The organism is Leptolyngbya subtilissima AS-A7 (assembly GCF_039962255.1).
Taxonomy (GTDB): domain Bacteria; phylum Cyanobacteriota; class Cyanobacteriia; order Phormidesmidales; family Phormidesmidaceae; genus Nodosilinea.
Genome location: NZ_JAMPKY010000004.1, coordinates 139,458 through 159,806, shown reverse-complemented (window position 1 = coordinate 159,806; position 20,349 = coordinate 139,458). Strand labels below are relative to the sequence as shown.

The 20,349-nt window shown below is 52.0% G+C and carries 25 protein-coding genes and 1 pseudogene; all 26 read right to left on the bottom strand.

Features of this window, described 5'->3' with window-relative positions:
* Positions 1-667 precede the first annotated feature (667 nt).
* The 26 genes and pseudogenes from NC979_RS10275 to NC979_RS10150 all read right to left on the bottom strand — a co-directional run bounded on the left by NC979_RS10275 (position 668) and on the right by NC979_RS10150 (position 20,273).
* Positions 668-901, bottom strand: coding sequence for a hypothetical protein (locus tag NC979_RS10275; protein ID WP_190520331.1), 234 nt, complete (start codon positions 899-901; stop codon positions 668-670).
* Between the two features lie 20 nt (positions 902-921).
* Positions 922-1,662, bottom strand: a complete 741-nt coding sequence (locus NC979_RS10270; protein WP_190520329.1) for a CPBP family intramembrane glutamic endopeptidase — start codon at positions 1,660-1,662, stop codon at positions 922-924.
* Positions 1,663-1,779: 117 nt separating this feature from the next.
* On the bottom strand, positions 1,780-2,013 hold the full coding sequence (locus NC979_RS10265; protein ID WP_190520327.1) for an alpha/beta hydrolase: 234 nt from the start codon (positions 2,011-2,013) through the stop codon (positions 1,780-1,782).
* A complete protein-coding gene (locus NC979_RS10260) occupies positions 2,003-2,131 on the bottom strand; it encodes a hypothetical protein (protein WP_255524837.1) in 129 nt (42 codons plus the stop codon). The genes NC979_RS10265 and NC979_RS10260 overlap by 11 nt, the downstream gene beginning before the upstream one ends.
* Before the next feature lie 68 nt (positions 2,132-2,199).
* Positions 2,200-3,963: a CocE/NonD family hydrolase gene (locus NC979_RS10255; protein ID WP_190520325.1), complete on the bottom strand. Its 1,764-nt coding sequence runs from the start codon at positions 3,961-3,963 to the stop codon at positions 2,200-2,202.
* Positions 3,964-4,083: 120 nt separating this feature from the next.
* Positions 4,084-4,296: a CPBP family glutamic-type intramembrane protease gene (locus NC979_RS10250; RefSeq protein WP_255524841.1), complete on the bottom strand. Its 213-nt coding sequence runs from the start codon at positions 4,294-4,296 to the stop codon at positions 4,084-4,086.
* An 87-nt stretch (positions 4,297-4,383) separates the two neighbouring features.
* Positions 4,384-5,973, bottom strand: a complete 1,590-nt coding sequence (locus NC979_RS10245) for a serine hydrolase domain-containing protein (RefSeq protein WP_190520323.1) — start codon at positions 5,971-5,973, stop codon at positions 4,384-4,386.
* 117 nt (positions 5,974-6,090) lie between these two features.
* Positions 6,091-6,312 carry a hypothetical protein gene (locus NC979_RS10240; RefSeq protein ID WP_190520320.1) on the bottom strand — a complete coding sequence of 74 codons (222 nt, stop codon included), beginning with the start codon at positions 6,310-6,312 and terminating at the stop codon, positions 6,091-6,093.
* Between the two features lie 89 nt (positions 6,313-6,401).
* Complete coding sequence (locus tag NC979_RS10235; RefSeq protein WP_190520318.1) at positions 6,402-6,752, bottom strand: nuclear transport factor 2 family protein; 351 nt, start codon at positions 6,750-6,752, stop codon at positions 6,402-6,404.
* A 358-nt stretch (positions 6,753-7,110) separates the two neighbouring features.
* Positions 7,111-7,566 (bottom strand): peptidoglycan-binding domain-containing protein, encoded by a 456-nt coding sequence (locus NC979_RS10230; protein WP_190520317.1) that lies wholly within the window; start codon positions 7,564-7,566, stop codon positions 7,111-7,113.
* A gap of 395 nt (positions 7,567-7,961) precedes the next feature.
* A complete protein-coding gene (locus NC979_RS10225; protein WP_190520314.1) occupies positions 7,962-8,561 on the bottom strand; it encodes an ester cyclase in 600 nt (199 codons plus the stop codon).
* A gap of 278 nt (positions 8,562-8,839) precedes the next feature.
* Positions 8,840-9,415, bottom strand: a complete 576-nt coding sequence (locus NC979_RS10220; RefSeq protein ID WP_190520313.1) for a TMEM175 family protein — start codon at positions 9,413-9,415, stop codon at positions 8,840-8,842.
* Between the two features lie 109 nt (positions 9,416-9,524).
* Positions 9,525-10,361, bottom strand: coding sequence for an alpha/beta fold hydrolase (locus tag NC979_RS10215; RefSeq protein WP_190520311.1), 837 nt, complete (start codon positions 10,359-10,361; stop codon positions 9,525-9,527).
* A 362-nt stretch (positions 10,362-10,723) separates the two neighbouring features.
* Positions 10,724-11,074, bottom strand: coding sequence for a hypothetical protein (locus NC979_RS10210; RefSeq protein WP_190520309.1), 351 nt, complete (start codon positions 11,072-11,074; stop codon positions 10,724-10,726).
* A 114-nt stretch (positions 11,075-11,188) separates the two neighbouring features.
* Complete coding sequence (locus NC979_RS25345) at positions 11,189-11,443, bottom strand: hypothetical protein (protein WP_199308890.1); 255 nt, start codon at positions 11,441-11,443, stop codon at positions 11,189-11,191.
* Between the two features lie 273 nt (positions 11,444-11,716).
* Positions 11,717-12,472 (bottom strand): SDR family oxidoreductase, encoded by a 756-nt coding sequence (locus NC979_RS10200; protein WP_190520877.1) that lies wholly within the window; start codon positions 12,470-12,472, stop codon positions 11,717-11,719.
* Between the two features lie 578 nt (positions 12,473-13,050).
* Complete coding sequence (locus NC979_RS10190; RefSeq protein ID WP_199308889.1) at positions 13,051-13,602, bottom strand: pirin family protein; 552 nt, start codon at positions 13,600-13,602, stop codon at positions 13,051-13,053.
* On the bottom strand, positions 13,599-13,838 hold the full coding sequence (locus tag NC979_RS25340; protein ID WP_199308888.1) for a pirin family protein: 240 nt from the start codon (positions 13,836-13,838) through the stop codon (positions 13,599-13,601). Before NC979_RS25340 ends, NC979_RS10190 begins: the two co-directional genes overlap by 4 nt.
* Before the next feature lie 120 nt (positions 13,839-13,958).
* Positions 13,959-14,912, bottom strand: a complete 954-nt coding sequence (locus NC979_RS10185) for an NADP-dependent oxidoreductase (RefSeq protein ID WP_190520307.1) — start codon at positions 14,910-14,912, stop codon at positions 13,959-13,961.
* A gap of 142 nt (positions 14,913-15,054) precedes the next feature.
* Positions 15,055-15,468, bottom strand: a complete 414-nt coding sequence (locus tag NC979_RS10180; protein ID WP_199308887.1) for a nuclear transport factor 2 family protein — start codon at positions 15,466-15,468, stop codon at positions 15,055-15,057.
* A gap of 311 nt (positions 15,469-15,779) precedes the next feature.
* Positions 15,780-16,469 (bottom strand): NADPH-dependent F420 reductase, encoded by a 690-nt coding sequence (locus NC979_RS10175; protein ID WP_199308886.1) that lies wholly within the window; start codon positions 16,467-16,469, stop codon positions 15,780-15,782.
* Between the two features lie 55 nt (positions 16,470-16,524).
* The gene (locus tag NC979_RS10170; RefSeq protein WP_347403951.1) at positions 16,525-16,626 is read right to left on the bottom strand and encodes a zinc-binding dehydrogenase; all 102 of its coding nucleotides are present in this window, start codon (positions 16,624-16,626) and stop codon (positions 16,525-16,527) included.
* 298 nt (positions 16,627-16,924) lie between these two features.
* Entirely contained in the window at positions 16,925-17,947 is a 1,023-nt protein-coding gene (locus NC979_RS10165) for an LLM class flavin-dependent oxidoreductase (RefSeq protein ID WP_190520304.1), read from the bottom strand.
* 110 nt (positions 17,948-18,057) lie between these two features.
* Positions 18,058-18,957, bottom strand: a complete 900-nt coding sequence (locus NC979_RS10160) for a pirin family protein (protein ID WP_190520302.1) — start codon at positions 18,955-18,957, stop codon at positions 18,058-18,060.
* Between the two features lie 127 nt (positions 18,958-19,084).
* A pseudogene (locus tag NC979_RS10155) lies at positions 19,085-19,273 on the bottom strand (helix-turn-helix domain-containing protein); the annotation flags it as partial.
* A 253-nt stretch (positions 19,274-19,526) separates the two neighbouring features.
* A complete protein-coding gene (locus tag NC979_RS10150; RefSeq protein WP_190520300.1) occupies positions 19,527-20,273 on the bottom strand; it encodes an SDR family oxidoreductase in 747 nt (248 codons plus the stop codon).
* Positions 20,274-20,349 lie beyond the last annotated feature (76 nt).

Sequence of the window (20,349 nt, the reverse complement as noted above, 5' to 3'; positions counted from 1 at the left end):
AGCGAGTTCAACAAGAACCCGTTATGTTTCAAGGATTGCTTCAAGCATCTCTTGCGCTTCTAGCTGGATTTGGAGTTGTTAGTCTTACTCAAGATCAAATGGGTCTTATCTTTGCTTTTACAGCATCTCTACTAGCATTTATTACACGTCAAGCTGTTACGCCGTTGACTGACCCAAGAGATTCCAATGGACACAGGCTAGTGCCTAGAGATCTCAATTAGGTGAATAGAATCAAACAGGGCAAGGTGCCATCTAACCTAACGGCTGAGCCATGCTTAAGGTACTTGTAAAGCGACTGGTCTCCCTAAAAAGGTTACCTTGGTTTTGATCACGAAAGCCTTTAATTCGACCATCTTGCTACCGCGAAAGTGCCAGACATCGTAGTAAGAATAATGAGTCGCCTCCACGTCGCCGGCGCAGAACGACAAGCCTCCTTCATAGTTGCCTTCAGCAATCGCTGCGTTTGCCGCTTCTAAGATAGCTTTATTGTTCGCTGATATCTAAATCTCTCCTTCGTTCAAGTAGATACTTTAACGGAGCCGTCCCTTCTGCCACTGATACGAAACTCATGGAACAATTGCGGTCACGCGATTTCAATCCGCATCGTTGGCAGTCCAAGTGCTGCAACTCCTACCTGTGTCCAAATTGTGCGAGTAATGCAATTTATTCAGCATGTATTCCCGATAGCCGAGGGTGATGAAAACTTGGGCTTATCCATGGTGTTTCTCCGTTCAGTACGATTGTCGATAGGAATTTCTAAATCCTTAGTTTTGGCGCCGGGGCGTCTAGAGGACACAGCGATCGCCGCTGCAAAGATTTGGTAGTCGGCAACGATCTCATTGACGCAGGGGCTGATGCCCTCCATAGTGACGGTGTGCCGTTCACCCTCGACGGTGAGCACAGTGCCGCCACGGGCCTCACTCAGCCTATGAGGGCCAGCACAGCATGAACCGTCAGGTGGGCGATCATGGCGGTCTCTAACCCGTAGCGCCAGAATAAATACCCCGCAACCCCTGCAACCAAAGAATTTTGGATCAGCAAGAACCCCACTAGGGCTGGGGTTAAAGGCAGTCCTAGGGCGATCGCATAGGGCAAGTGGGCCATGGCAAACACCAGGGAGGAGACGGCAATGGCAACTACCACCCACCGGGCCTGGGGTTTACCCTGGCGCTGCTGCCCAAATCGCCAGCCCAGCCATAGCAGCAGCGTCATAAATCCCCAGCGGATCAGAATTTCTTCAGTGACACCGCCGTAGAGAAATCGCACTAGCAGCGGCGTGGGCTCAGCCGCCCCATAGGCTGGTGGCAGCAGCGGGCGAGACAGCAAGGCGATCGCCGTCAGTAGTCCGCCGCTGATCAACCCACCCACCACACCAGGCAACAGTTGAGGAACCATAGCTTGCCGCCACGATCGCCCAACGGCCAAAGCCTCTGCCCCCGGTGCCATTAGCCCTAACCGGTGAGCCAAGAGCACACCTATCAGCACCGCTACCGACAGCAAAACCGTGGGCTGCACCAGCATCAGTAGCCTGACCACGGCGGCAGGTGGGGCACCCTCTGAGAGCAAGGGCAAAGGCAGCAACCCCAGGGTCATCACCCCAGCCATGCCTGCCAACCACAGCAGCCCAAACAGTCGCAGCCTAGCGTTCTTATGCTCAACCATAGCTCTATCCTCAACGTCATTCTAGAAGTGGCTTGTACAGGTCGATGACGCGGTTGACCGCGCCGAGTGGATGAAAGTACTGATCTGCGGTGTTATTAAGTCTTCGCGATCTTGTGGTCATAGAGTGCAGGTCGTCCTTTCGTCGGACAGATCGAGATTGATGAGATAGTCGGCGACAATGTTGTCGACGCAGGCGTTCCCGGCCACGAGGGCCGCACCGTGCTGTTCGCCTTCGACGGTGAGCAAGGTGCCGCCGAGCGTCTTGGCGAGGCTGATGCCGCCCGAGGGTGGGGTAGCCGGGTCACCCGTGACCGAAACAATCAGGGTTTCGGGGAGATCTTCAATCCCCATGCGCTGGCGGCTGCGTGGCGCTCAGTGACTGCATGACGGCGGGCTGACCGCAGTCACTGAGCGCCAGCATCATGGCCTCGGTCAAGAGTGAGTGTCGGCTATACGTTGTAGCGAGCATGGTATTCCTCCTCGTGAAACTATTGGCCCTGGGTCGTGCGTACAGCACCACCCAACATAGGATTTGGGTCAGCGGTTTCCCGTCGGCAGGGTGAAGCTCGGGGTGCCGGGGGACAGCTTTTCCATGAACGGCGGCTGCCGGTAGAGATCCAGCCGCGGTGCAGGGTTGCCGGACGTTGGTGTGTCATTGGCCGGGTCGTCTAGGGCGAGTTCAAGTCGCGCGTCGCGGACGATGATCGTCTCGTAAGACGGCGTGTCGACCCAGTCGTTTGCGCTCGCAAACCCCGGCTGGATGGTGCCGATCTCGACGGCTAGCGCATGGCCGACTGGCAGCGTCCAGTCTGTTGACCGCAGCTCAAAGCTTGTCGTGCCGGGTTTCACCACCGCCACCTGCTGGTTGAACATGACGGCGCTGCCATTGGGAGCAACGTCGTAGAGGTCGACCATGACGTTGCCGTAGCCCTCGATCTCAAGCGATACCCGTGGAGTGCCGGTAATGCGAACTGGCTGCCCAAGCGGCGCAGACCAGACGAAGAAGCGGTTGGGAGCCTCGGCTGCGGGGTCGGCGAGCAGGCCGTCGTCCAGATACGACCCGCCGCCAAGCGAGATGGTGGCGGAGTACTCCACAACCGGCCAGGTGTCCTGGGCACGCCAGGCACCGGTACTGTCCTGCACAACGTAGGCTGGGTAGGCCACGGTCGGTTCGACGCCCTTGAGGTACTGGTCGTAGAAGGAAATCACCTCGTCGAACCAGCCCTCGCGGCCCATCTCCAGCCGCCCGTCTATAACAGAGCGGTCGTTGCCCCGCACGTGCTCCCACGGGCCGAGCCAGCCGCGCTGCGGCCCCTGGTGGTTCGCGAGAAACTCCTCCATCGCCTCGGCTTCGCTATTCCACTCGAGGAAGCCCTGCGTGGAAAACAGTGGCGTGTCGGTGCCCTTGGCCTGCTCCGCCAGGTCACGGGTCGTCCAGTGATCGGACTCGGGATCGGCGATCTGGTATTTGACCAGGTTGTCAAATTGGCAAAATAAGCCTGGGATCGTCTTCTCGTACTCGGCATTCGTCCGGTAACGCTCGTCGTCGTCCGACATCTGGGGCAGCATGGCAGCGGTGTTATAGATGCTGGGGATGCTGACAATCGTCGCGCGGGGGACGCCGTTCGAGCGGAAGTTGCGGTATATGTCCCAGATGGGTTCCTGCGCGACGACGGCCTTGAGCGCGTCGTGGTTGAGGTTGTTGCCGATCAGGCCGGTGATGGCGTCGGCGGACTTGCCGTACATCCCGACGGCACCGGTAGACCAGGGCTGCGTCGCGGCCCAGTCGATTGCGGCCCTGATATCGGCCTGAGCACCCGGCCCCGCAAAGTCCATGCATCCAGTGGAGCCGCCGAAGCCGCGCAGGTCGACCATCACCAAGGCGTAGCCCTGCCCGAACAGGTCGGCCCCTTCGATCAAGTCATTGAAGCGGTTGGAGGGGCCGGTGTGCGCGTGGTTTTCCAGTGCTATTTGGCCGGAGTGCCCCAAGTACGGCCCGACCACCAGAATCACCGGCACCTTCTCGCCTGCGGCCAGTCCTTCGGGCAGGAGCACATCGGCGTGCAGCTCAACGTCGGAGCCGTCCGAGGACGGAAAGTAGTGCTGCGTCCAGGCCGCGCCTTCCGGGACGCGGTCGTTCTCGGCGTGCGTGACCGCTTTGTCGGCGGTGGCAACCGCAGCAGTTGCGGTCGCCTCTGGCGTGGGCGGCTGCGCGGCTGCGCACTGCCCGTGGGCACTAAGGACAAGCAGCAGTGCCCCGAGCAAGAGCAGGCTTCGGACGTAGGTTTTTCCTGTGTGCATGGGTTTCCTCCAAGCGCGCGGGGCTGGCGTGGCGTTGTGTGTGCGTCCATCAGAATCGGGCGGATGGTTCAAAAACAAGCGAGTCATGGGTAGACACTCCTTTCGAGTGATGCTGATTGTTCAGGACGCTCTGATGAGCACCAACACGAAAACCGTGGGCAGGTTGACAACGGCGTGGATGACGACGCCGAGCCAGACCGAGCCGCTGCGCCGAAACACCTCACCGACGGTGAGGCCAACGACTAGAGCCGCGGGGAACACCTCGTTGACGCCGTGGGCGAGGGCGAAGATCAGGGTGCTGCCCACGACGCCGACTAACGGGCCGTAGCGCAGCAGCGCGTTACGACTCAGTCCTCAACGTTAGGTTCCGCGCGCAGTTTTCAAACCTCTACATCAAAAATCAAACCGACGCGTACCCGGTCAATTATCTGTTCCGCGCCGCACGGCCAGCGGCTGCGCGCCGAGCAGGGTTTCTAGCTCGATGGTGCGCCCGCCCTCACCCTCGACAAAGCGGACCACATAACCCGTCAGCGGCTGGGAGGTCGCGATAAAGCGGTCTCCGCCCAGCGGAAGCAGTTCTACTGAGAAGCGGACCGCTTGAAAGCCGGACTCGAGCATCAGGGTGCGGCCACCAACCACGCTCACCTGGGTCGGCTGAGGATCCGCGAGGCTCTCATACGTGCCTACCAAAGGCATAAACTCGCCGGGTTCGGGCTGGTAGTTGCGGGCCGCCGCCAGATCAGCCTTTCGGCTCGCGTTGTCTTGACCTAACACCTTGAGTTGCGCTTGCAAGATGGCGTTCACGTCGGGGCTGGAGCGACCGAGCAAGAGTTGGGCAACGTGCAGGCGCACGGTCTCAATAAAGATGTTGGCCCCTTCGGCGTTGGCGAGGACGACTACGCCCGAACGGCTTTCGGGCAGCAGGGTCACGTTAGCCGTCAGGCCGTCCACGTTGCCGCTGTGCTGCACCAGCTTCTCCCCCAGAAAGCGCTCAACGCCCCAATAGAAGCCGTACTCGGCGGCCGTGACGAGCGCGGGCGGCACATCCTCCGGGCGCGCGGCCACCGCTTGAGCTTGGGCCGCGACGGTGCCCGGCAGGCTGAAGTCAGGGGCGGCAACCTGGCCTTTGTGCATCTCCATTAGGCTCGCCTGGGACACGAGCGGTGCACTGTCGCCGAGCTGGAAGCGCACGTAACGGGCCATCTCGGCGGCGCTTGCGTTAATCGCTCCCGCCGGGGCGTCGGCCCGATAGTTCAGGAAGTCGGCAGTTTGCAGTCCGTGCCGCACGTCGAGTACGTGCGGCACGGCGATGTTATCCTGCCGTTTAAGCTCCTCTATAGAGAGCGTCGCCGTGGTCATGCCTAAGGGCTCGAGGATGCGCTCGTGGGTGAAGTCTTCCCACGACCTTCCCGTGATCCGTTCGATGATCTCCCCGGCGATGATGGTGTTGACGTTGCTGTACACGAACACTTCACCTGGTTTACCGACCAGCGGGGTGGTGGCGGCGGCCTCGATGACGTCCGCGGCGGTGACGCTCGTGTCGAAAGTAGAGGCGTCGGTCCGCACCAGGCCGGTGGTGTGGCTGAGCAGGTGTCGGACCGTCGCCGTGCGGGTGGACTCCGGGTCGGAGAGCTTAAACTCGGGCAGGTAGGTCCTGACGGGCGTGTCGAGGCCCACGAGGTCCTCCTCAACGAGCAGCATCATGCCAAGCGCCGTGAACGACTTGGTGGTTGAACCGATGGCGAACTGGGTGTCGGGCGTGACGGGTGCTCCAGTGGTCACGTCACGGACCCCGTAACCCCGGACGTAGCTAATTTCGCCGTCTTCGACGACCGCGAGCCCGACGCCGGGAACGTCGTAGGCGTCCATCATCTCCTTGACGAAGGTGTCGAGCTGAGCCGTGTCGAACGAAGGCTGGGCGAGGAGGGGAAAGCTTACAATTGAACTGACGAGGACCGCGACGATAGTGAGCATCAAGTATCGAAACGTTCTGCGGGCGAGCGTATACATGTGCATGACACACCTCATTTAAACTTTGAATATGGTGCGGTGGGCGGGGTGTTTAAGGTGCTGCAGACCGACTAGCCGTAAGCGGAGTATAGTCAACGTCTCCTTAGACAGCCTTTCCTACCTCAGCCGCTGATCATCATCAGCAAAATTGCGTCCGACTATTAACTCTATGCTGTCGATTTCATCAGCTTGTGCTAGATAGGATTGTTTCAGCAACTCAGCAACTTCTTGGGCGATCGCAATCAGAGCATAATTAACGTTGGAGTCATGGAGAGAATCAGTCTGAGGTGTAACCTCATGCTCAGAATTATGCTTGCGTTGTAGCATTGAATGCATCATCGAATTATTCTCAATGAAATGCTAATTTTTCATCAACTGGCTTAATAGCCATTGTCACTCCTCTCATGCGCACCGCGTCCCTAGTAATCTCACTCGGTCTTGATCACGAAAGCCTTTAATTCGACCATCTTGCCGCCGCGAAAGCGCCAGACATCGCAGTACGAGTAATGATCCGCCTTCCCGTCTGCGTCCTTCAGTGTGATGTCGCCAACTGCAGTGACGAAATCACCCTCAGCGATTAAGTTAGCGACCGTAAACTTTGGCGGCTCTATGTATGTCTCTGCCATATATTGGCGAACAGCTTCTTTTCCGTTAAGGGTCTTGTCCCCTACGAACGTCCATTTCGTGTCGTCAGTGCAGAATGACAAGAATTCTTCATAGTTGCCTGCAGCGTTCGCCGCATTTGCCGCTTCTAAAATGGCTTTGTTGTTGTTTGACATCTAAATCTCTCCTCTGTTCAAAGCAAAAAAGTGGTGTGAGTTGTTATGCTGTTGCCCTTCACTTTTTACTTCTAGGGACTGGTAAACGGCTTACATTGAATCGCCTTCACATTTCGCAGATAGTCCAACTGTGGCTCGAAGCCAGTCGGGCAGAGAACATAAACATTGTCCTGAGATCGGCTAATGACTAAACGATAGCTGGGTGGAATCCCTTCAGAACTTTCGATCACTTCGATTCTGGGAATTACTTGTGAACTGACTTGAGCCAAGGATGGAAAATTGGACAGTAGGAGTACGCCGAAAAGAATTGCGATTGTGGTTGTAATTGTGATTTTGGTTGAAAGAATCTTTCGGTTCATTAAAAATCTCCTGTGGCTTGTGGTTGAGTAATGTTCTGTTGTTTCCAGGGAAGCGGCAATCGATAGGGGTTTTCGTGCATATCCAGGACTTCCCAGGTGGTTGGATTGACTCGCCCTGTAACTGGAATTCTGTATCGTTGCTGGAGATCGCGTACCGCAGACGCTGTGACCGCACCAAAGATGCCATCAACGATCGCCCCTCTTGGATTGCCTAACCTCACACCTGCGGCTCCTAAAAAGCCATTGTCTTGAAGAATGCGCTGTAACAATTGCACATCTCTGCCGCGATCGCCTTGGCGCAAGGTGGGTAAGGTTAAGTCAGTGTAGGCAGTTGCGATCAGAACAGGTGATGTTTGCTGTGAAGAAATGCTGTGTGCGATCGCGGGATGAGTGAATGAACCTCCAAGTAATCCTGTAGCGATCGTTAGTACTCCGAAAATGAGTTGAGGCTTCATGATTGTCCTCCTAATGGAGATTGGTTTTATTTCGTTATTTCGCATCAATTTGCATCAGAGTGATTACTCCACTCGCTTTGAGACCTGCAACGAGGTCGGTCACTTGACGTTGAGCCTCTGCACTCAGGGAGTCAACGTCGTATCAGAAGAATTGACGTTCTAGCGTTAACTTCCGGGTATTGAGCAACCCTTCGATCTGCCAGCCCTCATCGCATTTTGTTACGACGTATAGCGGCAGCGAATCTCGTGACGGTGAAGTTTCGGTTTGTCCGGGCAGTATTACCCTGATACCTGCGTGCATGAGCGCGAGTTGCGAGTTCACGAAGCGGACAAATTGCGATCGCTTAAGTTCGCCCCGATTCATCGAAAATGCCTTGACGCGAATCAAGCACTCGTTAGCCTTTAGTCGCGATCGCTTCACGATCGATCAGTGCGTTTGAGGGCAAGCTCGGATCAAATATCTTGCGCGCACTGTCAACACCTACAACGGGCAGTTTAACTGGATCAAGTATGCCGAGTTGAACCAATACACTCGCCTGATCCCAGTAGAGGTGTTCGTGGGCTAACTTGCCATCACGGAACTGGACAATCGCTACTACTGCTACTTCAATCCGTTTCCCTGTCGGAGCAATGCCAGGTAGCATCCAGTCCATCTGGATGGTATGAGTGAACTTAACTAGCATTTCATCGACGAGTTGATTGGTTCCGATGGTGCGCGAGACCGGAGCCAGATGTATGTCCGGCGGCATCTGTGGAATGAAGTACTTGGAATAAAACTCTCGCAGCGCCGGTTTCCCTACTCCCCCAGTCATTACTGGAATGTGATTCACGTAAGCGTCCTCAACCATTGTAGCGAGAGCATCTTCGGTGCTGTGAGTACCAAACTCGTGCCCGATATGTTCTTCCCAGACCGCTTGTAAAGCTTCCTGAGCAGGTGTCAGATTGGGAGCTGCCTGTACATTTGCCTGTTTGTCTACAATTTGCTCTTTGAGCATGTTAGATTCTCCCAGTTTGTTCTATCTCAACTGTGTTGATTCCAATGCTTAACTTCTTTCAGATTCTTATGGTTTTCTTAGTTCCTAATCTTCTGAAACTGTAATGATGAGTTTGCCCTGATTCGTACCGTCAAAGAGCCCACTGTGGCTCTTTAACGAGTCTGCTATAGGTCGCGTTAGCGAAGCTTAACGAAGTTATCGCTTTCTGCAGCAATTCCCGGACATCCGCCTCACTCGATGCATTTAATTTCACAAACAAGCATTCCGAACATAGAACTTTATGAGTTTAACGCCTTTTCGATACGACGATCGGGAATGAGCCACAAGACTGCAACCAGAGCATATAATGCACATGCAAGCCAAGGAATTGCAAAAGCAAGTGGAATTGTAACTGCATAAATCAATACAGATGACTTGCCTTTAAAGTTTCGACCAAGAGCAGTTGCAAGTGTGGAATCTTGACCGTGGTGAGAAACAAGTGTGCGGGTCAGAGTGAAGTAGGCGATCGCAGCCAACAATAGAACCACACCATAAAGCGCCACAGTCAGCGCAGCAAAGTGACTTTCACCCATCCATGCGTTAACAAAGGGAAATAATGACAACCAGAACAAAAAATGTAGGTTTGCCCACAACGTTGAACCATTGACTTGTCGGACTGCCTGAAACAGGTGATGGTGATTGTTCCAGTAGATACCAACATGCACAAAACTCAACACATAGCCTAGAAAGGTTGGAATCAACGGACGTAGTGCAGCTAAATCTGACTCATGAGGTATTTTTAACTCCAGCACCATAATGGTGATAATAATAGCAATTACCCCATCACTGAATGCTTCCAACCTACCTTTAACCATTTTTGGGTATGCTCCTTGTTTGCTTACCGCGTTGTATAACTGCCGTTTGCAAAAAATGTTGTCCGGTTATTCACTATTCATTCAATATCCCAACGCAGCAGATCACTAATTATTCCTGTTGAAGAAAGCCTAGCAATACGGGATTGATCTGATCAGCATGAGTCCAGTTGATGGCGTGCGGCCCACCAGGAATGACAACAAGTTGACTGTTTTTAATCAGCTTTGGAAGTCTTGCTGCGGTGGACTCCAGTGGCAGAATGCGATCGCTATCTCCATGAATAATTAGAGTCGGTACATCAATACGGGGTAGATCATCGCGAAAATCAGTCAGCCAGGAAGGGACGCAATCCAAAGTCCCTTTAGCAGAAGCCCCTGCTGCCACATTCCAGCTGGCTTGAATTGCCTCATTGCTGATGCGATCGCCAAGCAATACATCAACATTGAAGAACTCTTTGAAAAAGGCAGAGAAATAAGCTGGACGATCGTCAACAATCGCTTTCATGATGCCGTCGAAAATGCTTTGGTCAACGCCTTCAGGATTGTCGTCCGTTTTTAGCAGAAAGGGCGGTACCGGAGCCATCAGCACGGCTTTCTGCACTCGCTCTGAGCCGTATTTGCCCAGATAACGTGTGACTTCACCTGTTCCCATTGAGAAACCGACCAGCACAGTATTTTGCAAGTCAAGCTTAGTCATGAGTGTATTCAAATCGGCGGCGAAGGTATCGTAGTCATAGCCATATGAGGGCTGACTGGAGTTGCCAAATCCTCGGCGATCGTAGGTAACGACTCGATATCCTGCATTCAGTAAAGCTAAAACCTGCTTCTCCCAGGAATGTCCGTTTAATGGAAATCTATGGATCAGAACAATCGGCTGACCTGTTCCCAGATCTTCGTAGTAGATATCAATATTTGCAGAGTTTTCTTGACCAACAGTAATGTAAGGCATGAGAGGTTTCTCCATTGCAAGTTGATGAGTATTTTTGTCTGTTGCACCGCAATTGTTATGCAGCGATCGAGCACCGTCTTAACAATGCTGTGTTAGGCAGACTTCAAAATGGGGCAAGCATCCACTGCCTACCATCGCTTCGGAACGACAAGAATCCTTCATTGTTGCCTGAGCGCAATCGCCGCGTTTGCCGCCTCTAAGATGGCTTTAATTCTGCTTCGGTGGCCAGCGCGGTACGCACACCAGCATCGAGATTCATACGGTCTATAACGACTCAAGCTCAGCGACCCAGCCCGCGGTGACAGCGTGGATTGCAACCGAAGCGCGCCGGGTTCACTGCAGCGCCTTGTTAGGCAGCAAAATTACCGCGCACCCCGGTTGACTCGACGAAACCATGCCCCACTTGCTGCTCCTGCTAAAGCGATTATGGAGTAAGCCACTACAAAAGCGACTCCAACAGGAATTAACGGACCGCTAGGCAGAAAACAAAGCATATACGTCAGTTGACCAAGAATAATACCGGCATAGTGCGACCAAACATGTTTAGGCCGAGCAAGGCCAACGGTAAGGCCAACAATAAGAAGTGCTGCGGAATAATAAAGACCTTTCGCATCCCACGGTTCAACCTGCCCGGATAAAAATGGTGACAAGGCCCAGACCATGGCGCCACCCACAAACGAGAACAAAAAACTTATAGCTAACTCTCTTTTCATTAGACCTTATCAGTAATAAAGTGCTCGGTATCTCAATGGACAAATAGGCTGCAAGAAGGCTTGTAAACGGTTTAAGAATTGATTGCTTTTCTTAATTCCGATTAAGTCTATTCTTCACCCTCGCTGCCTAACGACGAAGCTCATCGGACGCAGATAACCTTGAAAACTCAACCGACCAAACTGTATCGTTCCGGTGCAGCGCATGATTAGGCGTCGTAGGCTGATGTAGCCAGCGTCTGAACTTTCGAGGAAACAAACGGTCGCCGCTACCTCCTCCAAGGTTGCGATCCGGTGGATGGCGTGAAAATCCATCGCTTCCGCTGCTTCCGGCAATTTGTCGGCTGCGGTTGTTGCCATGTCCGTCGGCATACCTGGCTGCACACAGTGGTGTTGCGCGGACCAAGATCGCGCTGGACACCTTTCGCATACCCTACGATTGCCGCTCCTAAACCGCGAGAACCACCCGTTACCAGTGCAACTTTGCCTGCAAGTGTTGTCGTCATGATGGACTCATTTAGATGTATTACTGCTCAATCAAACACTGCGTCGGTACGCCCCTGAGAATCAACGGCACGGAGAGTGATCAAGCGGATGATGCAGGTCGATCGCTACTTGGTCGCAACATTTCGCACTGCCGATCGACTATTGCGCTACATACCCGCCATCTACCATTAACGTTTCACCTGTTGTGAACGATGCTAGGTCAGATGATAAAAACAGGACTGCATTTGCAACTTCAAGTGGTGTTCCAATTCGCCCGATCGGGTGAAGTCCAGCCATGTAAGCTTTGACTTCATCCTGCCCACCTGCCGCTGCTTCAAACATATCTGTTTCGATTACCGCTGGTGCAACGACATTGACGCGAATCACCGCTTTGGCATATTGGAGCGCAGCAGCTTTTGTCAAGCCTATTACTGCACTTTTACTCGCGGTATAAAGGGGGAAGGTAGGAAATGCAACGACTCCATTCGCAGATGCCGTATTGACGATTGAACCACTTCCCTGTTTCAACATCTGAGCAATTTCATACTTCATCGACAACCAAATGCCTTTGACATTGACATTCATCGTGCGATCGTATTCCGCTTCTGTTTGCTCAATCAGTGAAGGATTTTCGCCAATCGTTCCTGCATTGTTAGAAGCAATATCTAACCGACCAAAAACGTCAACCGCTTTATCAACCATTGCTTCAAAATCGGCTTCTTTCGTGACATCTGCTTGCACAAAAATAGCCTCTCCGCCAGCTTCCTCGATCAATCGAACTGTTTCTTCACCTTCATCCATTCGACGACCCACCACCACCACCTTTGCTTGTTGTTGGGCATAAGCGATCGCGGTTGCACGACCAATTCCCGAAGTTCCGCCAGTGACTAACGCCACTTTATCTTTCAGTATCATTCTGTTTCTCCTGTCCCAATCAATATTGATCTTCAACGCAAAATCAAACTTCGGTCCGTTTAGCAATTACCTGAACCGATAAGGCTGGTGGTCAATCAGTACTAGGATGCTATCTTCTGGACGAAGCAGTCCTTCCAAGCCGGTTTTTGAATTTTCAGACATAGTTATAGGTTTCCTTGTAGAGATCGATGGTTGCAGAGTTTTCTTGACTGATAGTAACGTAAGGCAATGAAAGCTCCCACGAATCCTGCTTCAGATTCTTGCCTAACTTAACTTCAATATAATGATTTCCAAGACTCGATTTCTTTCAGATTCTTAGGATAAATTCTCAGATTCTTATAGTGCTAGCGAATCTGCTTGGGGGTCTTTCCCGTGAATCGCTTGAAGTGCTGCGTCAAATGCCTTTAACTGGAAAAGCCTGCTTGTAGGGCAATGTCTGCGCTAAGCGAAGCTATCCCGGAGGATTATTGCTAAAATCCGTTTTCACCCATTCAGCTAGACTCGCAGAACCAATTTTATATCCGTTTTCTCTGTCTTGTTACCCTAGCGGAACTTAAGTTGAACCATGCCCGCATATGTTAATCGTTCAAGAGTGGCGACATTTGCATTCTAATCAGTTCAATGGAGCGCATCAGTTGGGCATGGTTCATCTGCACGTTGTCCATTTGAAAAGTTACTCTCGAAATGCCGCCGATCGCTTGCAGAATTTCGGCTTCAGTGTTCATCACAAAAGGACCATAGCGCACCACAGGTCTATTCAGCGGCACTCCAGCAATCAGCAATAGATCAAGGGGCTGGGTGGCATCCGCAGGATTGGCGATCGCCACTTTCTCACCATCAGGTGCAAAAATCACCATTTGCTCATCCTCACCCCGTTCCTGCTCAGTACCAAACAAACCAGACCCATCGAGGACATAGGTAAAGGCGTTGTACTTTTTCGGTACCGATTGAACACTGCTTGCTCCCGCTTGTAGAGTGAAGTGCAGGTAGATAATCGGGGTGCGGGTTTCAATCACCGCTTTCGCCCCCAACGCTTTTCCCGCAATCACGCGCACCGTCACGGACCCATCCTTTGTCTGAGCTACCGGAATCTGCGCTGATGGAATTTCCTGATAGCGAGGAGCAATCATCTTGTCCCGCTGCGGCAAGTTGACCCACAGTTGAATGCCGTGCAGTCGCCCCCCGTGCGGGTAAACTCAGCTTCTGGCATTTCGGAATGCACTACGCCTGCCCCAGCGGTCATCCACTCCACATCACTGGGATTGAGCAGTCCGGCATGACCGACCGAGTCCTTGTGTTCCAGCCGTCCATCCAGGACGTAGCTGACAGTTTCGGTTTGACAGCATTCGAGAGAGCGATCGCTCAATGCCCGGACTGGAGTCGATGTGTAGGATATAGGACATGATCATCCTCCATGTTTGTTGGTTAGCGAATAGGTAGTTGAGTTCGTTTTAGGTGAAAGCGATGCCTAGCTGAAGAAAATCTTTTACGCATTCTCTATGATTAGCTTCCGAGTCAAACCAGGCTTTTCATGCAGTCTGTGTGCTTCTGCCGTTTGAGCTAATGAGAATGTCTGCTCAATTCGAGGAGATAAAACACCAAGATTCAACCATTCAACTAGCTTAGACAAGTCAGCTTGATTGGGTTTATTTTCTACCACGATTGGTTTGATGGCTCGATCTTCAGTGTAAGAACCTCCTGGCTTCCACCATTCTGGAAGTACGGTTGTATAAGCTCCACCATTCTTCACAGCACTGAAAGTCTGATGGGCAATGTCTGCTCCAACCAGATCGATCGCCCCATCAACGCCTTCAGATACTACTTCACGAACAGCATTGTTCAAGCTTTGGTCAACTGGAACCGCCCATTCAACCCCTTGGGTACGTGCTTCTTCTGCTAAGTGAGGTGATATAGGGGAAATCACTTTTAGCCCTAGCTGCCGTGCTATCTGACTAGCAAAGCCGCCCACTGCACCCAGTGGATTATTAATCAGAATCAGTTGTCCAGGTGATAGCGAGAGGGCTTTAACGGCTTGAAGAGCTGTAATACCGGCTAGAGGAATGGCAGCGGCAGTTACAAAGTTGATGGTTTCAGGCAGTTTTACAATCTGTGTTGACGGAACCGCAACGAGTTCTGCATGAGTACCTCTGCCGCTGGAAGGCTGCTCTGAAATCAGTACGACGCGATCGCCTCCAACAAAATCAGTCACGCCATCTCCTACATCTTCAACAATTCCTGCGGCATCCCACCCCAAAATCAAGGGAAAACGATGTGGTTCACTTGATAAAACACGCCCTTGTCGAACGCCAATATCAATAGGGTTCACGCTGGATGCATAGACTCGTACCAATACTTCGTTAGTACCAGATACTGGATCAGGCACTTCAGTCAGATATAGAACATCAGGTGTTCCATAATGGTCAAGAACAATAGCTTTCATTGCTTTTTAGGAATGAGGTGAACGAAGCTTGAGGTAGATAAATACTGACCGTTGAGAGTTGCTTGTTTGTGATGCAGAGCTTATCTGCGGTGGATGATAGACAATGCTGTTGGGGAGAAAGGGTTTTAGCAACTCGCCAAGATCACCAGAACTTTGCGCCGCTCATGGCTGCCATGAACACCATCGGGTCCCAGTACTCGCGGTAATTGACGATCAACCCATTCTTGACAGTCATAAACGTGGCGTAGCTCATTTCATAGGGATTGCCGTTGGTGATCACCCGGCCTGAGATGCTCCACTCGGCAATGGCCACGTTGGGGGCATCGGTGGCGTTGATCTTTAGCATGGGAGTACTTTGAATGTCGATGACGCTGGGATAGTCCTTCAAATACTCGTAGATGGCCGCGCGGCCGACCAGCTTCCTAGATGCCACGTCGGGCGCAAAGGGAAACTCGACCACAATGTCTTCGTCGCAGAGTTCAGCCCAGCCCTTGATGTCTTTGGCGAGGAAGGTGTCCAGACTGCGCTTGAACAGTTGCACTGCGGTCAGACCCACAGGTGCGCCGGGATCGGTGATGGCGAGCGTGGCTTCGCTATGGGGGTGATCTTCTTCCATGTGATTTTGTCTAAGTTAAAGTTACAAATGTTGACTTGCCCTGCGTGCGGCAATCTTGGGGCTATGGTTCAGTCCAGTTGTGTTGCTGTCGCTGATCGGGTGCTCCGCTCAAGCCACCCATGGGGGTGTTCATCACATAGGGACCAACGCCCAGCGGCTTCACAGTTGTGAAACCCGATGCGCGCTTATGGCCAGCAGCTAGGGCCGACGCGATGAAGTTTCGATGCTCGTCGGAGACTTCTTCTGCGCGATCAGATTTTGATGAAGTTGTGCGCAGCCAATGAACCAAACGGCAAAGACGCAATCGTGCCGCCAGCTTCCAGAGTGCCTAGATCCACCGGGAAGAAGCCCGTGCCGTCAATGATTTTTCGCACTTGGGTTTTGGCATCGGCGTCGTCACCTGAGTAGAACAGCACCCGCTGTCCACTAGACACCTTAGGATCCTGCAATAGATTCACCTCCAGATGATTAAAGGCTTTCACTACGCGTGCACCCGGTACGTATTGCTTGAACACCTCGCTGGAGAATTTGCCGCCTAGATCAACAGCCCTGATACCGTAGGCTGCCAGCGGATTGCTGGGGTCTTTGGCATCAGGTGAATCTGGGTCGAGGAATTCAACTGGGTTGGTGCTGTCAATGACGATGCGACCATTCCATGCAGGCAGGGCACTGAATACCTTCTCTGCATCGACCCAGCGCACAGCCGCAATGACGATGTCGGCGCTGGCGGCTTCGGCAACAGTGCCGGCCTTTATGGAGGGACCCACTTCGGCCACAAAGTCAGCCAGCGATTCCGCCCCGCGGCTGTTGGCTATGGTGGCTGCAATGCCATTTTTTGCCAACATGCGCGCCAGGTTTGAGCCGAGGGCTCCTGAACCAATAATTCCGATACTCATATCGATGTTTGCAGAGTTTTCTTGACCAAGGGTAATGTAAGACATGAGAGGTTTCTCCTTTGTAAATGGATTTAGCAATTACCAACGTCGTGAAGCTGGTCTAATTTTCTGTAGACTTCAGCACAATTTTGCCCTGTGTTCCTTCCTGCTCTAGATGCTGATGTGCCTGAACGACCTGATCCCAAGAAAATACTGAATCAATGTAATGATTTCCAGTACTCGATTTCTTTCAGATTCCTAGGAGAAATTTTCAGATTACTTATAGTGTCAGCGAATTTGCTTGGAGGTCTTTCCCGTAAATCACTTGAAGTGCTGCGTCAATGACTTTGGTTGGAGAAGCCTACTTGTAGGGCAACGTCTGCGCTAAGCGAAGCTATCCCGGAGGGTTATCGCTAACTCCGTTTTTACCAATTCAGCACAAACTTGCAGAACCAGTTTCATATCCGTTTTCTCTGTCTTGTTACCCTAGCGGAACTTGAGTTGAACCATGCCCGCATATTTCAATCGTTCAAGAGTGGCGACATTTTCATTCCAATCAGTTCAATGGAGCGCATCAGTTGGGCGTGATTCATCTGCGCGTTGTCCATTTGAAACGTTACTCTCGAAATGCCGCCGAGCGATTCGCTGTGACGGCGGATTTTCTCCGCCACTTCTTCGGGGCTGCCGACCAGTAACGCGCCGGTTGCGCTGCGCTGCGCGTCAAAAGCGGCGCGCGTAACCGGCGGCCAGCCTCTCTCTCTGCCAATTCTAGTGAAGGTTTCGGCGTAGCCTGGAAAGAATTCTTCAACAGCTTGCTCGGTCGTGTCGGCGACATAACCGATTGAATGCAATGAAACTTTTAATGTTTCGGGCGCGTGTCCAGCGTACTCTCCGGCATCGCGGTATAAATCTATGAGCGAGCGAAAGCGGTGCGTTTCGCCGCCGATAATGGCGACCACGAGCGGCAGTCCAAGCATTCCGGCGCGGTGGAAAGATTGCGGTGTACCGCCGACCCCGATCCAGATGGGAAACGGCTTTTGCAGCGGACGCGGATAAATTGCTTGGTTTTCCAGCGCGGGGCGAAATTTGCCCGACCAATCGACCATTTCGTTGTCCCGAATTTTGAGCAAGAGTTCGAGCTTTTCAGCGAAAATCTCGTCGTAATCGCCGAGACTAAGTCCGAATAGCGGAAAGGCTTCGGTGAACGAGCCGCGCCCGACAACCATTTCGGCGCGACCTTTTGAAATCAAATCGAGCGTGGCGAATTGTTGAAACACACGCACCGGGTCAGCCGCGCTCAGCACCGTAACGGCGCTGGTTAGACGGATACGCTCGGTGCGTGCGGCGGCAGCGGCGAGAATGACCGCGTTTGCCGAATCTAAAAATTCATGCCGATGATGCTCGCCGATGCCGAAGATATCCAACCCGGAACGATCCGCCTGCTCTATTCTCTCCAGCAGTTCGGCGACAGACTGCGCGGCATCCGCCGTTTCACCGTTTTCACTCGTTCCAACCGAGGCAAAACTGTCAATTCCAACTTCCATATCACTTCCCACGCGTTTTGCGAACGAAATAGACGTAATCCGAAATAGTAGAAAGCCTTGCTGTACAAGTTAAGCGGCTGTTCTCTCGCTCAGCAAAACGCCTACCATCGTCAACTCAGAGGGGGCGCGCTACTATCGCGATCTGAATTATCAGGGAGCGGAATGAATTCAGTTTCACCGGGAACCGGCGGGAAGCGGCGGTCTTGCCAATCTCGTTTTGCCTGCTCGATACGCGCTGAGCGGCTCGACACAAAGTTCCAGTACTTTGTGCGATCGCCCACTGGTGCCCCGCCAATAATCATTGCTTTTGCCTCAGCCCCTGCACGGATATCTACTGATTCATCCGGCGCTAAAACGGCTAGGCGATAGGGCTCTAAAGGCTTTCCATTTACAAACAGGCCAGATGTGACGCTATAAACTGCCCTTTCTAAACCTTCTGTTGGCGCTAGCTGAAATTGACTACCCTCCGTGAAAACAAGCGCTAGGTAAAGAGTAGCAGAGTAAGTTTTAACGGGTGATTGGTGAGACTGATAGCTACCAGCGATCAAGGTTGCGCTGGTGCCTGTTTGAATCCACCTCGGTAAATCAGTCGCCGGATAATGTAAAAAGCTGGGTTCAACTTCTTCAGCGCTTTCGGGGAGGGCAATCCAGGTCTGAATGCCGTGAAGAGTAGATTCTTTCTCTCTAAAGCTCTCAGGCGATCGCTCAGAATGAACAACACCTTTACCTGCTGTCATCCAGTTCACCTCGCCCGGAAAAATCTCTTGTACTGTACCTAGACTATCTCTATGCAGAAGGCTTCCTTCAAACAAATAGGTAACCGTTGCCAAATTGATGTGTGGATGGGGTCTAACATCAACGCCTTCCCCAACCGGGAAAATAGCTGGGCCTAAGTGATCAAAGAAGATGAAAGGGCCAACCATTTTTAGGGTTTCACTCGGTAAGGTGCGTTGCACGCTAAATCCACCTAAATTGTGCTTTTCAGGCGTAATTAATTGCTGAATACTCATTTTTGTACGATCCATTTTTAGTTGACGTTGTGGACGAAGATACAATTTTAATTCTGTTGCTGCTTCAGACTCTTGCCTAACTTAACTTCAATGTAATGAGTTCCAAGACTCAATTTCTTTCAGATTCTTATGGTGCTAGCGAATCTGCTTGAGGGTCTTTCCCGTGAATCGCTTGATGTGCTGTGTGACTGGAAAAGCCTACTTGTAGGGCAATGTCTGCGATTGCCAGATCTGTTTTCGACAGCATCAATTTTGCCTGTTCCACGCGCTGTTTAATCACGGACTGACGGGGAGAAATTCCCATTTTTTGCTTAAAAAACTCGCAAAGTAAGTCGGGCTAATATTGATCACTTTTGCAAGACCAGCCAGTGACAAATCTCGATCAAGGTGAGTACGAGTATAGCTGAGTACTTGCTGCAATCGGGTGTGCGTTAAGCCTTTGTGCTTAGCTTTAAGGGTTGGCGTTGTAATTGTTAGCATGGTTCAAAGATTGGCAATTTGCTCAACAAAACAGGCAAAAGCTAGCTATCGTGCATTAGATCACTACAGTATTTTGCACTGTCGTTCGACTACTGCGCTGCATAGCCACCATCAATCATTAACGTTTCACCTATTATGAACGATGCTAAGTCAGATGATAAAAACAGGACTGCATTAGCAACTTCAAGCGGTGTTCCAACTCGTCCGATCGGGTGAAGCCCTGCCAAATAAGCTTTAGCTTCATCTGTGACTGCTTCAAACATATCTGTTTGGATTGCCCCTGGTGCAACGACATTAATACGAATACCCGCTTTGGCATATTGGAGCGCAGCAGCTTTGGTTAAGCCTACTACCGCATGTTTGCTCGCGGTATAGAGGAGTATGTTAGGCAGTGCAACGACTCCAACCACAGATGCCATATTGACGATCGCACCCCTTCCCTGTTTCAACATCTGAGCAATTTCATATTTCATCGACAACCAAACGCCTTTGACATTGACGTTCATAGTGCGGTCATATTCCGCTTCTGTTTGCTCAATCAATGAGGGATTTTCGTTGCCCATTCCTGCATTATTAAAGGCAATATCTAACCGACCAAAAACGCCAACCGCTTTATCAACCATTACTTTAACATCGGCTTCTTTCGTAACATCTGCTTGCACAAAAATCGCCTCTCCGCCAGCCTCCTTGATCAATCGAACCGTTTCTTCACCTTCATCCATTCGACGACCCACCACCACCACCTTTGCTTGTTGTTGGGCGTAAGCGATCGCCGTTGCTCTGCCAATTCCCGATGTCCCTCCCGTCACTAAAGCAACCTTGCCTTTCAGCATCATGACAGTTACCTCTTGTTGTGAATGGTTATCTTACTTGCGTCAAAAACCCAATGGGCAGCAATACGTGTAGGAGCCA

Bases quoted from the DNA above. Each gene is read 5' to 3' on its own strand.
- NC979_RS10165 (WP_190520304.1), bottom strand. From the start codon at position 17,947: ATGGAAGTTGGAATTGACAGTTTTGCCTCGGTTGGAACGAGTGAAAAC.
- NC979_RS10185 (WP_190520307.1), bottom strand. From the start codon at position 14,912: ATGAAAGCTATTGTTCTTGACCATTATGGAACACCTGATGTTCTATAT.
- NC979_RS10245 (WP_190520323.1), bottom strand. From the start codon at position 5,973: ATGTATACGCTCGCCCGCAGAACGTTTCGATACTTGATGCTCACTATC.
- NC979_RS10235 (WP_190520318.1), bottom strand. From the start codon at position 6,752: ATGTCAAACAACAACAAAGCCATTTTAGAAGCGGCAAATGCGGCGAAC.
- NC979_RS10175 (WP_199308886.1), bottom strand. From the start codon at position 16,469: ATGTCTTACATTACCCTTGGTCAAGAAAACTCTGCAAACATCGATATG.
- NC979_RS10270 (WP_190520329.1), bottom strand. From the start codon at position 1,662: ATGGTTGAGCATAAGAACGCTAGGCTGCGACTGTTTGGGCTGCTGTGG.
- NC979_RS10200 (WP_190520877.1), bottom strand. From the start codon at position 12,472: ATGATACTGAAAGATAAAGTGGCGTTAGTCACTGGCGGAACTTCGGGA.
- NC979_RS10150 (WP_190520300.1), bottom strand. From the start codon at position 20,273: ATGATGCTGAAAGGCAAGGTTGCTTTAGTGACGGGAGGGACATCGGGA.
- NC979_RS10190 (WP_199308889.1), bottom strand. From the start codon at position 13,602: ATGATTGCTCCTCGCTATCAGGAAATTCCATCAGCGCAGATTCCGGTA.
- NC979_RS10230 (WP_190520317.1), bottom strand. From the start codon at position 7,566: ATGAAGCCTCAACTCATTTTCGGAGTACTAACGATCGCTACAGGATTA.
- NC979_RS25345 (WP_199308890.1), bottom strand. From the start codon at position 11,443: ATGCCGACGGACATGGCAACAACCGCAGCCGACAAATTGCCGGAAGCA.
- NC979_RS10220 (WP_190520313.1), bottom strand. From the start codon at position 9,415: ATGGTTAAAGGTAGGTTGGAAGCATTCAGTGATGGGGTAATTGCTATT.
- NC979_RS10215 (WP_190520311.1), bottom strand. From the start codon at position 10,361: ATGCCTTACATTACTGTTGGTCAAGAAAACTCTGCAAATATTGATATC.
- NC979_RS10225 (WP_190520314.1), bottom strand. From the start codon at position 8,561: ATGCTCAAAGAGCAAATTGTAGACAAACAGGCAAATGTACAGGCAGCT.
- NC979_RS10240 (WP_190520320.1), bottom strand. From the start codon at position 6,312: ATGATGCATTCAATGCTACAACGCAAGCATAATTCTGAGCATGAGGTT.
- NC979_RS10160 (WP_190520302.1), bottom strand. From the start codon at position 18,957: ATGAGTATTCAGCAATTAATTACGCCTGAAAAGCACAATTTAGGTGGA.
- NC979_RS10210 (WP_190520309.1), bottom strand. From the start codon at position 11,074: ATGAAAAGAGAGTTAGCTATAAGTTTTTTGTTCTCGTTTGTGGGTGGC.
- NC979_RS10265 (WP_190520327.1), bottom strand. From the start codon at position 2,013: ATGGGGATTGAAGATCTCCCCGAAACCCTGATTGTTTCGGTCACGGGT.
- NC979_RS10255 (WP_190520325.1), bottom strand. From the start codon at position 3,963: ATGCACACAGGAAAAACCTACGTCCGAAGCCTGCTCTTGCTCGGGGCA.
- NC979_RS10260 (WP_255524837.1), bottom strand. From the start codon at position 2,131: ATGCTCGCTACAACGTATAGCCGACACTCACTCTTGACCGAGGCCATG.